Annotated in this window: 14 protein-coding genes; 3 read left to right on the forward strand and 11 right to left on the reverse strand. The window is 58.7% G+C overall.

Annotation, left to right across the window (positions count from 1 at the left end):
* Positions 1–24 precede the first annotated feature (24 nt).
* The 3 genes from lexA (at position 25) to HYT87_03780 (ending at position 2,359) form a co-directional block, all read left to right on the forward strand.
* Positions 25–633 (forward strand): repressor LexA, encoded by a 609-nt coding sequence (gene lexA, locus HYT87_03770; protein MBI2058866.1) that lies wholly within the window; start codon positions 25–27, stop codon positions 631–633.
* Between the two features lie 192 nt (positions 634–825).
* Positions 826–1,083: a hypothetical protein gene (locus HYT87_03775; protein ID MBI2058867.1), complete on the forward strand. Its 258-nt coding sequence runs from the start codon at positions 826–828 to the stop codon at positions 1,081–1,083.
* On the forward strand, positions 1,064–2,359 hold the full coding sequence (locus tag HYT87_03780) for a metallophosphoesterase family protein (protein MBI2058868.1): 1,296 nt from the start codon (positions 1,064–1,066) through the stop codon (positions 2,357–2,359). The genes HYT87_03775 and HYT87_03780 overlap by 20 nt, the downstream gene beginning before the upstream one ends.
* Here the strand turns inward: HYT87_03780 and HYT87_03785 are convergent.
* From HYT87_03785 to HYT87_03835, 11 genes are all read right to left on the reverse strand, one after another.
* On the reverse strand, positions 2,356–2,658 hold the full coding sequence (locus tag HYT87_03785) for a (2Fe-2S) ferredoxin domain-containing protein (GenBank protein ID MBI2058869.1): 303 nt from the start codon (positions 2,656–2,658) through the stop codon (positions 2,356–2,358). The genes HYT87_03780 and HYT87_03785 overlap by 4 nt on opposite strands.
* Positions 2,645–3,847, reverse strand: a complete 1,203-nt coding sequence (gene nadA / locus HYT87_03790; protein ID MBI2058870.1) for a quinolinate synthase NadA — start codon at positions 3,845–3,847, stop codon at positions 2,645–2,647. The genes HYT87_03785 and nadA overlap by 14 nt, the downstream gene beginning before the upstream one ends.
* A 127-nt stretch (positions 3,848–3,974) precedes the next feature.
* On the reverse strand, positions 3,975–4,631 hold the full coding sequence (locus tag HYT87_03795) for a tetratricopeptide repeat protein (GenBank protein ID MBI2058871.1): 657 nt from the start codon (positions 4,629–4,631) through the stop codon (positions 3,975–3,977).
* A 13-nt stretch (positions 4,632–4,644) separates the two neighbouring features.
* The gene (gene gyrB, locus HYT87_03800) at positions 4,645–7,083 is read right to left on the reverse strand and encodes a DNA topoisomerase (ATP-hydrolyzing) subunit B (protein ID MBI2058872.1); all 2,439 of its coding nucleotides are present in this window, start codon (positions 7,081–7,083) and stop codon (positions 4,645–4,647) included.
* 11 nt (positions 7,084–7,094) lie between these two features.
* Positions 7,095–8,216, reverse strand: a complete 1,122-nt coding sequence (gene dnaN, locus HYT87_03805) for a DNA polymerase III subunit beta (protein MBI2058873.1) — start codon at positions 8,214–8,216, stop codon at positions 7,095–7,097.
* A 165-nt stretch (positions 8,217–8,381) separates the two neighbouring features.
* Positions 8,382–9,710 (reverse strand): chromosomal replication initiator protein DnaA, encoded by a 1,329-nt coding sequence (gene dnaA / locus HYT87_03810; protein MBI2058874.1) that lies wholly within the window; start codon positions 9,708–9,710, stop codon positions 8,382–8,384.
* Positions 9,711–10,105: 395 nt separating this feature from the next.
* Complete coding sequence (locus tag HYT87_03815; protein MBI2058875.1) at positions 10,106–10,690, reverse strand: riboflavin synthase; 585 nt, start codon at positions 10,688–10,690, stop codon at positions 10,106–10,108.
* Positions 10,691–10,693: 3 nt separating this feature from the next.
* Positions 10,694–11,791, reverse strand: a complete 1,098-nt coding sequence (ribD, locus tag HYT87_03820; GenBank protein MBI2058876.1) for a bifunctional diaminohydroxyphosphoribosylaminopyrimidine deaminase/5-amino-6-(5-phosphoribosylamino)uracil reductase RibD — start codon at positions 11,789–11,791, stop codon at positions 10,694–10,696.
* 118 nt (positions 11,792–11,909) lie between these two features.
* Entirely contained in the window at positions 11,910–12,338 is a 429-nt protein-coding gene (locus HYT87_03825) for a hypothetical protein (protein MBI2058877.1), read from the reverse strand.
* A 1,159-nt stretch (positions 12,339–13,497) separates the two neighbouring features.
* Complete coding sequence (nrdR, locus tag HYT87_03830) at positions 13,498–13,956, reverse strand: transcriptional repressor NrdR (protein ID MBI2058878.1); 459 nt, start codon at positions 13,954–13,956, stop codon at positions 13,498–13,500.
* Positions 13,957–13,971: 15 nt separating this feature from the next.
* The gene (locus tag HYT87_03835; GenBank protein ID MBI2058879.1) at positions 13,972–15,282 is read right to left on the reverse strand and encodes a serine hydroxymethyltransferase; all 1,311 of its coding nucleotides are present in this window, start codon (positions 15,280–15,282) and stop codon (positions 13,972–13,974) included.
* Positions 15,283–15,288 lie beyond the last annotated feature (6 nt).

Genomic DNA, 15,288 nt, shown 5'->3' on the forward strand with positions numbered 1-15,288 from the left:
ACTATTGTATGGTAACTCGTAGGCGTGGAAATGACGGAGAAACAGCGCAAGGTTCTCGCTTTCATCCGCAGTTTCATTCAATCCGAGCGACGGCCTCCCACCATCCGGGAGATCGCGGCTCATTTTCGCTACGCCTCGAATCGCACCGTGCAGGATTACCTCGCCGCGCTGGAACGGAAAGGTTTTCTCAAGGTATTGAAGGGGCTTTCTCGCGGCATTGATCTCACCGCCCAAGCCATCGGAATCCCCGTGGTGGGACGCGTTCCCGCCGGCGTACCGTTTTTCGCGGAGGAAAACGTGGAGCAATGGCTGGATCTTTCTTTGGGTTACTTCAAGGGCGGGGAGCCTCTGGACCGGATCGGTGGGCGGGTCTTCGCCCTTCGCGTGGTGGGCGATTCCATGGAGGGCGCGGGGATCGTCGATGGCGACCTCGTGATCGTTCGGAAGCAGCCCTCCGCTTCGCATCGGGACATCGTCGTCGCGCTGGTGAACGGACAGGCCACCGTGAAGCGCCTCACGGAAAAAGGCGAGCGCCGCACGCTTCTGCCCGAGAACCCGAAATACGCCCCCATCCCTCTTGGCGCCGACAGCGCCATCCTCGGCAAAGTCCTCGGCGTCGTCCGGCGATACTGAACTCTCCGATGAGCCTCCGCCCGGGATTCAATAAATTCGCGTAACCACCCAGTGCGCCTGGACTCCTTCCCGGGTCCAGGCGCAGCCTTCCTAGAGTGCCAAACTGCCATCCGCCGCCTAATGCGGCAAGTCCTGCCGACGATAGAGCCTATTGTCTTGGCATTCTGACATGCCGATGATACGAATTGATAGATGCGCACGACGATCCGGCTCGACGACGACCTGCACTGCCAAGCCAAAGCATACGCCGCGAAGCACGGCCTCACGCTGACCTCACTTATCGCAAACGCCCTCCGCGAGATGATGGCCAATCGCGGGAATCCTGAGCCGCGGATGCGCACCCATCTGCCAGTTTTCCGGGGCGGCGGGCTCATGCCGGGTGTGGATTTGGACGACAATGCCGCTCTTCTGGATCTTATGGAAGGCCGCGGTGCCCCGCTTCGACGCTGAGGCCGCCGGCTCCCCCTTTCGCGCTGCACGAAGCGCAATCCCCGGGGCCGTAATCGCTCTCCTGATCGCCTCCTGCGGAGGAACCTCGCGGCCCGCGGAGCTTAAGGCCGCCGAGTGCGGAGACAGTGCCGCACCCGGTTCAGTCGCCGCCCTGCCTCGGTGGCCGTACGTGCAGTGGGTCACCGAGACGGGCGCCGTCGTCGCCTGGGGAACCGGAATAGATACGAAACAGGGGCAACTTCGCTACGGGCGGGATACGTCCTATGTATCGGCGGTCGACGCCGATGTTAAGCTGCTCTCCATCGGCGAGGGATCGACTCTCCACCTCTTCAGCGCGTCGCTCTCCGATCTCGAACCCAATACAGAATACTGCTATCAAGTGCGCGCGGCCGGCGCGGAACTCGCCGGGGGATTGAAGTTCCACACCGCGCCCAAGGAGATGAATGCAACCGTCCGCTTTCTTGTCATGGGCGACTACGGCAGCGGCTCCCTCCCGCAGGTCATGGTGCGCGATCAGATGCTGGACTACCTGGACCGCACCGACCTCATTCTTACCACCGGAGACAACGCCTACTCCGCCGGAGCGTACGTGGAATTCCAAAAGAAAGTGTTCGAAATCTATCCCTCGCTCTTCGCGCGAATTCCCGTGTTCCCCTCCATCGGCAATCACGATTTCGCGTCGTCCGCCGCCCAGCCCTACCTGGATAATTTCTTTCTCCCTGAAAACGCGTGGCGCGAGACGGACCGGGAACGTTACTACTCGTTTGACTGGGGGCCGCTCCACGTCACGGTCCTCGACAGCGAATACGCCCTCTATGGGATCCGGGACGAGGAGACCGACGACATGGTGGATTGGCTGGAGGCCGATCTCTCAACCACGAATCGGCCTTGGAAAATAGTCACGTTTCACCAGCCCGGCCATACGAACAACCCCAAGCGAAGCCCGAATCCCATCGTCGTCTTGAAGATTGTTCCCGTTCTGGAGAAGTTCCGCGTGCCGCTCGTGCTCTCGGGGCATGAGCACTTCTACGAGCGGTTCCATCCCATTCTGAAAGGGCAACGCGCCACAACCTCCGAGGGTGGCGTGACGTATCTGACCTCAGGTGGAGGCGGTGCGTCTCTCTACGACATCAATCTGGGAACAGATCCTCTCCAGGCCTTCGGAATGAAAATCCACCATTTTCTCGCCGGCGGAGCTGACGACTGCACCCTTTCCGCCCGCGCGATCGACTTCACCGGCCAGGAAATCGACCGCTTCTCGCTCACCCGTTGCTAGCCGTTGGCCAGAGGGTCGATGAAGCGGCGCTTGATCTCGGCGAGGTCATCTTTTGTGGCGCGGTGGTACCAGACGTTGTCCGGCATGATGGCGATATTCGGACCGAGGGCGCACTGGCCGAGGCACATGACGCGGGAGACGCGCAGCCGCCCTTTCAGGCCCTTCGATTTGGCGTAGGCTTTCAGCTCTTCCTGAAGCGGCTTCGAGCCGCGAGGGGCACAAGCATCCTCCCCCGCCGGGCGCTCGTTGACGCAGACGAAGATGACGCGATCGAAGGGAATCTTCTCAGGCCGCGGCACGTAGAGGGGAAGAGGCTTCCGTGATTTCGATCATTCGATCCAGAGCGGTGCGCGCGCCCGGCGCGATCTCAGGCGCTACCTGAATGCGATTCACCACGCGTCCGCCTACCAACCCCTCCAAGACCCAGAGCAGATAGGACGGATGAATCCGGTACATCGTGGAGCAAGGACATACGATCGGGTCGAGGCAGTAGATCAATTTGTCCGGATGCTTCTGGGAGAGCCGGTGCACCAGGTTGACCTCGGTTCCCACCGCCCACTGAGATCCCGCGGGAGAGGCCTCGATGGCGTGCGCGATCTGCTCGGTGGAGCCGACGTCGTCCGATGCCTCCACCACATCCCACGTGCACTCCGGATGAACCATGACACGAATGCCGGCGTGCTCCTCGCGGGCTTTTCGGATCTGGTCCACGGTGAACCTCGTGTGGACGGAGCAATGACCCTTCCACAGGATCATCCGCGACCGACGAATGGCCTCCGGCGCATGCCCCCCATAGGGCTTCCGAGGATCCCACAGAATCATGCGGTCGAGAGGGATGCCCATCTTCAGCGCCGTGTTGCGGCCCAGATGCTGATCGGGAAAGAAGAAGACGCGCTCGGAGTGCTCGAACGCCCATCGAATGATCTTGGCCGCATTGGATGAGGTGCAGACCGCGCCGCCGTTATCGCCGGTGAGCGCCTTGAGCGATGCCGCGGAGTTCATGTATGTGACCGGCACCACCTCGCGGGTGACTTCCTGAAGCTCTGCCCAGGACTCGCGGACTTGATCCGGTGGGGCCATGTCCGCCATGGAGCATCCGGCCGTGAGATTGGGGAGAATGACCGCCTGCCGATCCTGAGTAAGCACATCCGCCGTTTCGGCCATGAAGTGGACGCCGCAGAAGACGATAAAGTCGCTCCCCTGCGCAGCGGCAGATTTCGAAAGTTTGTAGGAGTCTCCCGTGAAGTCGGCAAACCGGATGATTTCGTCCCGCTGGTAGTGATGGCCCAGTATCACCAAGCGATCGCCCAGCTTGGACTTCGCCGCCGGGATGCGTTCGGACAGCTCCTTCGACGGGAGGTGGAGATAATTCTCCGGAATCCGCTGCCATGTGTCGCGCGCTTCCGCCGGAACTTGGTCCAGCGGTTCGATCGCATACGACGTTTCGTGGTCGTCGAATTCACACAGGGCGTCGGGCGCAAGAGCCATTAGAGAAATGGTAGTCCTCATCGGAGGGTGAAGCAAGGTCGTGGTTCGATCCGCCGTGGCGGACTCACCACGAGCGGCGTTCCGGGCGGTCTGCCTGCCCGCCAATCGGCAGGCGGGGAGGCCGCCCCTACTGCTGGATCGCGGGTCGGACGGAGCGGCCGCAGGAGGTCTTGGCCACACGCGCATCGGCGGCCAGGGCGTGGTTCGGAAAATCGTCCACCACGCGGGCGTAGTATCGGCCGGCCTCGCTACAATCGCTCTCCGCGTAGTATGAGTTCGCCACCTGATAGTACGCGAGGGGAACGAACCGGCTCTTCGGGTAGTCCTTGGCCGCTTGAAGATACTCCACCCTCGCCTGGTCATACTGGCGGAGCTCCATGTAGCTCTCCGCGATGAGATACTGGCTCTCAGCGGCCTGCGGGCTTCGCGGATATTGCTCCGTCACCATCCCGTAGTAGACGATGGCTTTCCGGAGATCGCCCAACCTCTGCCGATGGAGATCGCCCACTTTCTTGAGCGCTTCCGGGGCGAGATCGGTTGAAGAATACTTGCGTGAAAGTGACAGATAGGCGCTGACCGCTCTGGGGTAGTCGTGAAGCTGGCTCGCGTAACCCCCGGCTGCAAGGTAGAGCGCCTTCGGCGCAAAGCTGGTCTTCGGAAATCTGAGGCTGAAGGCGTGAAATTGTTCGACGGCTTCCGAGTAGTTTCCCGTGCGCCAGAGACGGAACGCCTCCTCCAGCACGCGCTCGGGCTCGCGGCTGCAGCCGGCCCCGAAAACCATCACGCCGCAGAGCAGACTATATGTCCAGGTTCGCCACATTGAGCGCGTTTTCCTGAATGAATTCCTTGCGGGCTTGAACGTTTTCTCCCATGAGCATGCTGACCGCCGAGTCCGCCTCCTCCACGTCCTCCAGAGTCACCTGCATGAGCGATCGTTTCTGGGGGTCCATCGTCGTCTCCCAAAGCTGGCCCGGGTTCATCTCGCCCAGCCCTTTGTATCTCTGGATGGAGAGCCCCTCGCGACCCGCGGCGAGAACCTCTCCCGCCAGTTCCACGCGGCGATGAATCTCCTTCTTGTTCGACCCCACCACCAGCACGTACGGGGGTGCTCCCAGTTTGTCCGTTTCCTTCATCCGGTGAATCCACTCCAGATACTCGGGGCTCCCGAGGATTTCCCCGTCGAGTCGACCCGCCCACTCGACTCCCATCTTCCGCAGGAGGTAGGTGATAGCCGCGGTTTGATCGCCCTTCGCCGATTGGTGCTCGATATCGATCGTCTGGAAGCCGTCCACTTTCTCGATCCACTTGATGGCCTTCTTGAGTTTGGGCTCCAAGCTGGATTTCGACTTCAACTCTTTGGCTTCGTCCACTCCGGCCAAGGCCAGGGCCTCCAACACCAAGGCGCTCAACCCCTTCCTCTCGAAACTTTCCAAAACCCGATGCGCGCGCGTCAAGCTCTTCAGCATCTCCTTGAGCTTTGGCCCCGTGAGGACGTGCCCGTTCGCCTCCACTTTCGCTTGTTCCACCGCGCGCTCAACGACGAATTCCTCAAATTGTCCGTCGTCCTTCAAATACTGTTCCTGCTTGTTTCCTTCCTTCACCCGATAGAGCGGCGGCTGGGCGATGTAGATCATTCCCTTCTCGACGAGGTCCGTCATCTGCCGGAAGAGAAACGTCAAGATGAGCGTTCGAATGTGCGAGCCATCCACGTCGGCATCGCTCATGAGAATGATTTTCTTGTAACGGAGCCGTTCGAGATTGAAGTCCTCTTTCCCGATGCCCGTTCCCACCGCCGTGATGAGGGCGCAGATCTCATCGTTGGTGAGCAGCCGGTCGAGTCGCGTCTTCTCCGCATTCAGAATTTTGCCCTTGAGAGGAAGGATGGCCTGGAACCGACGGTCGCGCCCTTGTTTTGCGGATCCGCCTGCCGACTCGCCCTCGACGATGAACAGCTCGCTTCGCTCCGGATCGCGCTCCTGGCAGTCGGCCAGTTTTCCCGGCAGCGAGAAACTGTCGAGCAGGCCTTTGCGCCTCGTAAGCTCCTTGGCTTTTTTCGCTGCTTCACGCGCCAGCGCCGCTTCGAGGGCCTTCTCCACAATCGAATTCGCCACGCCGGGGTGCTGATCGAGATACCCTCCCAACCGCTCGTTGATGAATCCTTCCACCTGCCCCTTGACCTCGCCGTTCCCGAGTTTGGTCTTGGTCTGCCCTTCGAACTGGGGGTCGAGAATCCGGATACTGACGACGGCGCTCAGGCCTTCCCGAACGTCATCCCCATCCAGCGTGGATTGGAGCTTCTTCAGGTAGCCCTTCTTCTCGGCAATGTTGTTGATCGTGCGCGTCAGCGCGGACTTGAATCCTGTCAGGTGTGTGCCGCCCTCCCGCGTGTTGATGTTGTTCGCGAAGCTCAGCATCGTGTCCGAGTAGCCGTCGTTGTACTGAAAGGCCACGTCGATAAAGAGGTCGTCCACCTTACCATCGAAGTAGATGACCTTCGGATGAATCGCGTTCTTTTTCTCGTTGAGATGGGCGACGTACGCCGCCAATCCGCCGTCATAGTGATAGGAAACTTTCTTGTCGCGCCGCTCATCCTCGAGCTCGATTTCCAGTCCCCGATTCAGGTAGGCCAATTCGCGCAGGCGGTGGGCCAGCGTCTCATAGGTGTAATCGATCTCCTTGAAAATTTTCCTGTCGGCCTTGAAGGTCACTTTCGTGCCCGTGTGCGTCGACTTGCCGGTCACCTTGAGCTGGGTTGCCGGCTGTCCACCCTTCTCGAACCGCTGGTGGTAGAGCTTCCCATCACGGCTGATCTCGACCTCCAGCCATTCCGACAACGCGTTGACCACGCTCACGCCCACGCCGTGGAGCCCGCCGGAAACCTTGTAAGCATCGTGGTCGAACTTGCCTCCCGAGTGGAGAACCGTGAGGATGACTTCGACGGCCGGTTTCTTCTCTTCCGCGTGCATGTCCACGGGGATGCCGCGGCCGTTGTCCTCCACGCTCACGCTGTTGTCGTCGTGGACCGTGACCGTGATCTTGTCGCAGTGGCCCGCCATGGCTTCATCCACGCTGTTGTCGACGACCTCATACACCAAGTGATGGAGGCCCTCCGGACCGGTTGATCCGATGTACATCGCGGGTCTCTTCCGAACGGCCTCAAGATCGCCGAGCACCTTGATCTTATCCGCGCCGTAGTCCTTGACCGCTTTCTCCTTTTCCTTGGCCGAAGCACTCATGGGTTCTCTCGCTATGATCTCATGGGCATGACCAGCGCGAGGTAGCCCTTTTCTTGCGGCGTCTGCACCAGCACCGCCCCTTCGCTGCCGCTGAAGCCCAACTCGATGGAGGACTCGGCGCTCGCGCCGAGTGCGTCGATCAGGTAATGGACGTTGAGCAGAATCTCGAATCCGTCCTGCGCGTTCTTTCCTTCCATCGGCACCTTCGCGGTTGCATCGCCCTGATCCGGATTCTTGAGCGACAGTTCGATGTGCTTCGACGAAACCTTCAACCGAACGCCCTGAGTCAATGGCGCCGACAGGACGGCCACCCGCCGCAGCCCGGCCATCAAGGCTTCCCTCTCGCACTGGATCTGAAAGATCAGTTTTTTGGGAAGGACTTCCCTGTAGTTTGGAAACTTGCTCTCCAGCAGACGGACCATCACTTCCACGTCGCGTGACTTGCCGTCCTTGTTCCAAACCGACAGAAATCCATCGCCCACACTGAGTTCAACATCGCCCTCGAGCTCGGACAGGATTCTCCGGAGTTCGCGGGCGCCTTTTTTCGGGATGACCACCGGATCGATTTTCGGCGTGCCCGAATCCACCGCTTTCTCATGCAGCGCTAAACGGTGACCGTCCGTTGCCACCATCCTCATTCCCTCTTTGTCGGACTCCAGAAGGATTCCGTTGTATTGAACGTAGTCCGCTTCCAGAACCGCATAAATCGTTCGATCAATCAAATCCAGGAAGACATCCCGGCCGATAGAGGCTCTCTTGGTTTGTTTGTTTTCAAATGCTTTTGGATAGTCTCCTGCATTGAGTCCGACCACTTGGAACGTCGATTCCTCGGTTTGGAGTTTCACCCAGTGGTTTTCCAGGCCTTCCATTTCAATATTCTCTTCGCCCAGTTCCTTCACAATTTCGTACAATTTCTTTTCCGGAAGGCATGCCTTTCCCTGTTGTTTTATTTCAGCTTTACAATTGGTCGATACGGCAATTTCCAAATCCGTCGCAAAGAGTTTGAGATCATCTTTTCCATGAGTCTCCATCAGAAAATTTCCAAGGATCGGCATGGTCGTACGCTTTTCACATATTCCATGAAACAATGAAGTCGCTCTCAGAAAATCATTCTTAGAAATTCTAAATTTCATGAAGAGATGAGACTCCTTTCTTGTGGAAGACGGCTGAAGAGTTCAAGAGATCGATCTTTTTCGTTTCGAAGGATCGTGGGAAGCCTGTGGATACAGATGTTGAAAACTGAGAGGGAAAAAGGAGGGGGAGTTTTCCACGGACTTATCCACGGGGAATCCCATGGGTTATGCATATCCGAACGCCTTGCGAATGTCATGCAAATCTTTCTTCGTTCGATCGTCGGTGGTGGAAATGCCGTGAATTTTACGGCAGGCATGAAGAACGGTGGAATGGTCGCGACCACCGAACTGCATGCCTATTTCCGGGAGTGACGTGCCCAGGATGGTTCGCAGGAGATACATGGCGACCTGGCGCGCGTAGGCGATCGACTTGATGCGCCGCTGCCCCTTGATATCGGTGAGTTTGATATTGAAATGTTGGATCACCGTGCGGATGATCTCGTCGGAGGTGGGCTTCTCTTTTCGGCCGGGAAGAATCGTATCGATATTGGTCTTGACGTAGTCCAGGCACAGATCTTGTTGGGTGAACTCCAGGTGCGCAGCCAAACGCGTGAGGCAGCCTTCAAGGTCGCGGATGTTGGAATTGATCCTGCCGGAAAGGAAAAAGGCCACGTCGTCCGGAAGCTGGACGCCGAACTGCTCCGACTTCTTCTGGAGGATGGCCACTTTTGTCTCAATGTCGGGCGGCTGGATGTCCGCCATATGGCCCATGGAGAAGCGTGAGACGAGACGCTCGTCGAGGTCGGGAATTTCGTTCGGCGGGCGGTCGCTCGTGAAGACCATTTGCTTCCGTCGTTCGAAGAGGGTGTTGAACACGAAGTAGAACTCCTGTTGGGTCTGTTCCTTCCTCGCCCAGAAGTGAATGTCGTCGATCAGGAGGACATCCACTTTCTTGTATTTCGCGCGGAAGTCGTCGAGGGCGCGGTTGCGGACGTGCGAGATGAAGTCCTGCTCGAAGCTTTGCGAGGTCGTCATGTGAATGGTCAGCGCCCGTTCACGGCCCAGGTGGCTTCCCACGGCATGGATGAGATGCGTTTTTCCCAGGCCCACGCCACCGTAGAGGAGAAGGGGGTTGTACTTCCGACCCGGTTCCGTGGCCACGGCGAGGGCCGAGGCGTATGCGAACTGGTTGGAGTTCCCGACCACGAAGTTCTCGAAGGTGTGTTGGCCGACCGGACGGTCGTCCATCTGCTTCTGTTGCTTGGACAGCAGCGATTCCGTGGGCACGTTCGTGTCGCCGTGGCCGTTGCCGTTCGAGTGGATCTCGATTTCGATCTCGCTCGAAGTCGCGTCGCTCCATGTTTGCCTCAGGAGAGGCAGATAGTTCGTCCGGATCCAGTCCGCCTGGTAGGCCAGCGGAGCCTCCACGACGATCCTTCCCTCTTCCACTCGACCCAGGACCACGTTGGAGAACCATCTTTCAAACTCTTTTTGACCGAGCCGCTCCTTCACGGATTTGAGGCTCTGCGTCCATATTGTTTCTGCGGTTTCCATAGAATAAAACTCCGTTTGATTATGAAAATCCACGCTCAAAATTTATTTCTCACGAAGATTGAAAAAACGACGAACTTCGGAAGGATTAGGCCCAGTTACACACAGATTTATCCACAACTGTGGATAAGCGGAATTCTGGCGAAACCCAAAGGGGTTACGGGCAACTCCCCCCCCATCGAGACCTTCTTGCCTGTGTGTATCGGGCGAAAATGGGTGGTTCGATGGGCAATGATGCATATGGTAGTTGTCCACAACCGAGCCACAAACCCTTGTATGCGATTCCTCCATTAGACGTGTATTCTAACATTGGTTGTCGGCATCAACAAGACGCATCCGCGGCGAATGACGCGACGAGTCAAGATTTTTCGAAGTGGAGGTTCGGCTTGGAGCGGCGCTCAGTGCCGGCGAAGAAGTTTTTCGGCGTGGCGCGCCAGCAGATCCGTTTCGATATTGACAGTCTGTCCATTGGCCACCGACGCGAGCGATGTGTGGGTGAGCGTAAAGGGAATCAGGAAGACTGAAAAGGAGCGCCGGTCCACACGATTGACGGTCAGGCTCACTCCGTCAAGGCCGATGGAACCTTTTTCAACGACGTAGCGGCGGATGGAAGAGGACAGGGAGACCTCCAGGGCCATCCCCTTCGTGGTGCGCAGGGCTTTCAGGACGCGGCCCACAGCGTCCACATGCCCCTGGACGAAATGCCCGCCCAGTTCGGAGCCCACGCGCAAGGGGCGTTCAAGATTAAGAGTTCGTCCGACACTCCATTCCTTCAGCGTCGTGCGGGCGAGGGTTTCGCGCGCGGCGTCGACCGTGAACGACCCGGCCCGGACTCGCACGATGGTGAGGCAAATCCCATTCACGGCGATGCTGCCGCTGATCTTCAGGCCGCGAAGGTGCGACGAAAGGGTGAGCGTGGCCAACTCACGCGATCGGTCGATGCGCGTGAGGGTCCCGATGTCTTCAATGATTCCGGTGAACATGGATCAGTGCTTGACGACACCTTCAACGAGAAGGTCGGTTCCGATCCGGCGGATACGGAGCGACGACACGCAAAGCGCCTCGGCGATCTTGTGGACGCCGCGGCCGGAGATCATGGGAATGGAGTTTCGACCGCCTATGATTTTCGGCGCGAAGAAGAAGCGAACTTCGTCGACGGCTCCGAGGTCCACCGCGGTTCCGGCGACCAAGCTTCCGCCTTCGATGAGGAGCCGGCCGACGCCCATCTTTGCAAGCTTTTGGAGCAGAACGTTCATGTCGACGAGATCGCCTCTCTTCGGGATAACGAGGACAACTACACCCCGCTCCAAATAGGGCTGGTGCCGATCCGGAGCGGTGACCGAAGTGGCCAGCAGCGTCGAGCCCGGAGGACCGGAGTTGAAAATCTTCGAAGTGAGCGGGGCTCGAAGATAGGTATCGATCACCACCCGGAGGGGAAGCCTCTTGACCGGCACCTCTCGCGGGAGGAGAAGGGGATTGTCCCGTTCGACGGTGCCGTGTCCGACCAGCACTGCGTCGCACTCGGCCCGAAGACGGTGCGCCCATCTCCGCGCGGCGGGGGAAGTAATCCACTTCGAGTCGCCCGTGTGGGTTGCGATCTTGCCGTCGAGAGTTGCCGCAAGCTTGAGAATCACATACGGACGGTTTCGGCGCACGCGCATCGAAAAATCGGAGATCAAGTCTTCACATTCCTTGCGGAGCACGCCTGAGATCACGCGAACCTTGCGTCGAAGAGTTTCGACGCCGCGGCCTCGCGAATCCGGGTGGGGGTCCGTCGCCCCGATGCAAACTGTTCTAACGCCCGATTGGAGGATGGCTTCGGTACAGGCTTCGGTTCGTCCCCAGCGCGAGCACGGTTCCAGCGTCACGTAGAGCGTTGCGCCCTTGGCCCGCGGTCCGGCTTGGTGGAGCGCCATGCCCTCCGCGTGCGGCTCGCCGGGGCGACGATGATATCCCTCGCCGACGATGCGGCCTTGCTTGACCACCACCGCCCCCACCGGCGGATTCGGCGCCGCTGTTGGCCGGCCTCGCAGCGCCAGCGCGATCGCCCGCCGCATGAAAGTCTCGTGCTGCGATGAGGTCATTGTGATCGTCTTGGCAAAGGCAGCGTTGCAGTTTCCTCCAGAGGGCTGCGGGTAGTATCTCCGCGGTCACCTTCCTGCTTCCACTCTCCCGGCGGAAGAGCCGAAGAGTGGGTCGCGCTCAATGGGGCCGTGTGTCCTTGGTCCCGGGGGGCTGAGGGCTAGGCTTCGAGGAAAGGACCGAGACTACGTGCTGCGCAACATGATTCCCATTGAGCAGCAGCTCGAAAACTAGGTCTCCGGCGCCGTTGATAGGGATTTGCTCCAACCGAACCGCAACTCGATGTCGTAGGTTTCCCTGACGAAACTTGAGATTGGCAGGAAATTCTTGCTTCTGGATACCCGGTCCCATGACTCGTAGGATGACTTGCCAGTCCTCGTTCCAATCGGCTTGGCCAATACGCCAGAGTGAAAGAGCCGCACATTTTGGAACAATTGTCGGAAAGGCATCTGCACCAAGTTCCTCGAGAATATTGAATACGCTTGCTTGATTTGTTGCCTGATCAATAGATACGCTTTCACACACCACAAAGAATTCCAGCTCAGGCATCACGCTGCCAACCTAAAGTGGGTGCTCGTGTACCCCACGCGTGGCACGGTGGTCGCACTCGCCTCGCGGGCTTTTCCTGGGTGCCGCGGCATGGGGGCACGAAGGCAGTACCTCTTTGCAGTGGTTTCAGTCAGTAGCCTATTGCGCTCTCGCAACATCATTACCGCGACCCGTGGGCTCATGGGCAACTCGATGGTATGGGTAGAACCTAGTTCATTCAAGAAAGAGTAGATAAAATCGCCAGGAAGTGATGCGAGGGCAACCGCGAGCCCGCAAAGCGCCACGTCTCCTGGGAACCTCCGGCCCCGGATGAACGATGCTGACAACGTAGAGACGAAGTCCCGGACGTCGGCTTCTTGAAGCGAACCCGATTTCCAGGCAGAGCGAACCGATAGGACTTCAGCCCGACGCTTGAGAATGACGATCAAAGCGTCAGATGTGCCGACCGCAAGGCATGTTTCAGCGAGATCGTCGCTATTCAGCTCATCGAGCACGGTCATGGTCTATCGGTCCAGAATGAGATGTCAGGATCGAATGTCCAAGGAACGTCTTTGAAATGGTGGAGTACTTCACCATACGAATCACTCCATTTGCTCAGGATCCAGGGGATTGGTCCTGCCGCAGGACTCCCTGTAAGACTCAAGTGTTCTATATTGCTCACCATTCCTACATGGAGTGCCAGCCGGAATGCCGGGACATAGTATATGACCAGATCGCCCGATCTGGGTTCCTCATCGGCCTTGAGCATTCTGTAACCATCCTCCCTAAGGACGAGTTTCCACAACTCATCATCTCCCTCATCATCTCCATAGATGGCGGTTCTTCGACTGGCCCAGACATGCCCTGCGCAATTGTATCCGCCGCATGCCGGTTTCCGCTCCCGCCATCTCGGATGATCCCGGAGAAGCTTGTTGAAGAGATTCAACGATCTTGAGTCTGGACCGGGCGCTTGGGAGTTTGGAATGTCGGAGCCCATGGTTGTTTGTAGCTCAATAGAAACTCGCGGAGTCCCTAAGAGCCTCAGTTCCTCGAACATCTTGGCTGAATTCTACATCAAAGAGGTCGAGGTGTCACAGAAATTTCGAAGTCAACGTTGATTGTTGACAGACCTACCTCCGAGCCATTGAACACTCAACCTTGACCCCATCGGAGGGTGGGGTCAGTTGTGCCGTTCTCGCACCAAGCCGCGGACTTCGTCCATGAACTGGGCGACGTCTTTGAACTCGCGGTAGACGGAGGCGAAGCGGACGTACGCCACCTGGTCCCAATCCTTGAGGGCGGCCATGACTTTTTCGCCGATCACGGAGCTCGGGATCTCCTTGCCCATTTCCTGAAGCTGGGCCTCCAACCGTTCGATGAAATCCTCGATCTTCTGGAGCGGAACCGGGCGCTTCTGGACCGCCTTCCGAATGCTCTGCATGATCTTATCTCGCGAATACGTTTCCTGCCGGCCGTCTTTCTTCACGATCACCGGAAGGGAGTCCTCCACCTGCTCGTACGTGGTGAATCGCTTGCTGCACTGGATGCAGCTTCGCCGCCGCCGGATGGCCGCATTGTCCTGGCTGAGCCGGGAGTCGGTGACTTTATTCTTGATCGATCCGCAATAGGGACATTTCATATCAAATAAGGTGGGTTAGAACGGGGACAGCTCGGCCAGCTTGGTGAGCTTGTCGGCCGGCGTGGCCATCGCGCGATATCTTTCGAGCCGGTGCGCGTAGAGGGGAAACTGGCCGCACAGGGCGTGGACGTCGTGGCGGATCCGCTTTAGGAGTTTTTCATCTTCGATGTGATCGAGCGCTTCCTTGATCCAGTCTGCGATCTTTTCCATCTGCGGCTCCTTCATTCCCCGCGTGGTGACGGCGGGCGTGCCGATCCGGATTCCGCTCGTGACCATCGGCGGCCGCGTTTCAAACGGCACGGTGTTCTTGTTGACCGTGATCCCGGCTTTGTCGAGCGCCGCCTCGGCATCTTTGCCCGTGATTGAGGTTTCACGAAGATCGACCAGCATGACGTGGGTATCGGTCCCACCGGAAACCAGCTTGAAGCCGTGCATCATGAGGCGGGCCGCCATGGCCTGTGCGTTCTTGACGATCTGCTGCTGGTAGGCCCGGTAACTTTCGCCCATCGCTTCCTTCAGCGCCACCGCCTTGGCGGCGATCACGTGCATGAGCGGTCCGCCCTGCATCCCGGGGAAGACTTTGCTGTTCAGCGCCTTTGCGTATTTTTCCCAGCACATGCTCATTCCGCCGCGCGGGCCGCGGAGCGTCTTGTGCGTCGTCGTCGTCACGAATTCGCAGTGCGGGTTCGGGTTCGGGAAGATCCCGGCGATGACGAGCCCCGCATAATGGGCGATATCGGCCATGACGAGGCAGCCGACTTCATCCGCGATGGCGCGGAACTTCTCGAAATCGATTTTGCGGGGATAGGCGCTCGCGCCGACGACGATGAGTTTCGGCCGGTTCTTGAGCCCGAGGTCTCGGACTTCATCATAGTCGATCCGTTGATCGTCCTTCCGCACGCCGTAGGGGATGACTTTGTAGAGGATGCCGGAGAAGTTCACGGGCGAGCCATGAGTAAGGTGCCCTCCATGGCTCAGATTCATCCCTAAAATTGTGTCGCCCGGCTGGAGAACGGTGAAATAAACGGCCATGTTGGCCTGCGCGCCGGAATGGGGCTGCACGTTCACGTGGTCCGCCTTGAAAAGTTTCTTCGCGCGCTCGATGGCCAGCGATTCGGCGACGTCCACGAATTCGCAGCCGCCGTAGTAGCGTTTTCCGGGGAGGCCCTCGGCGTATTTGTTCGTGAGCACGCTCCCGAGGGCTTCGAGGACGGCCTCGCTGACGAAGTTTTCGGAGGCGATCAGTTCGAGAGTATGGGATTCCCGCTCCGTCTCCTTATGGATGGCGTCGAAGATTTCGGGGTCGGTTCGGTAAAGGTTTTCCACCGAGGC

Source organism: Nitrospirota bacterium, from assembly GCA_016180645.1.
Taxonomy (GTDB): Bacteria; JACPQY01; JACPQY01; order JACPQY01; family JACPQY01; genus JACPAV01.

Bases quoted from the DNA above. Each gene is read 5' to 3' on its own strand.
- HYT87_03775 (MBI2058867.1), top strand. From the start codon at position 826: ATGCGCACGACGATCCGGCTCGACGACGACCTGCACTGCCAAGCCAAA.
- nadA (MBI2058870.1), bottom strand. From the start codon at position 3,847: ATGGCTCTTGCGCCCGACGCCCTGTGTGAATTCGACGACCACGAAACG.
- gyrB (MBI2058872.1), bottom strand. From the start codon at position 7,083: ATGAGTGCTTCGGCCAAGGAAAAGGAGAAAGCGGTCAAGGACTACGGC.
- dnaN (MBI2058873.1), bottom strand. From the start codon at position 8,216: ATGAAATTTAGAATTTCTAAGAATGATTTTCTGAGAGCGACTTCATTG.
- dnaA (MBI2058874.1), bottom strand. From the start codon at position 9,710: ATGGAAACCGCAGAAACAATATGGACGCAGAGCCTCAAATCCGTGAAG.
- HYT87_03815 (MBI2058875.1), bottom strand. From the start codon at position 10,690: ATGTTCACCGGAATCATTGAAGACATCGGGACCCTCACGCGCATCGAC.
- ribD (MBI2058876.1), bottom strand. From the start codon at position 11,791: ATGACCTCATCGCAGCACGAGACTTTCATGCGGCGGGCGATCGCGCTG.
- HYT87_03825 (MBI2058877.1), bottom strand. From the start codon at position 12,338: ATGCCTGAGCTGGAATTCTTTGTGGTGTGTGAAAGCGTATCTATTGAT.
- nrdR (MBI2058878.1), bottom strand. From the start codon at position 13,956: ATGAAATGTCCCTATTGCGGATCGATCAAGAATAAAGTCACCGACTCC.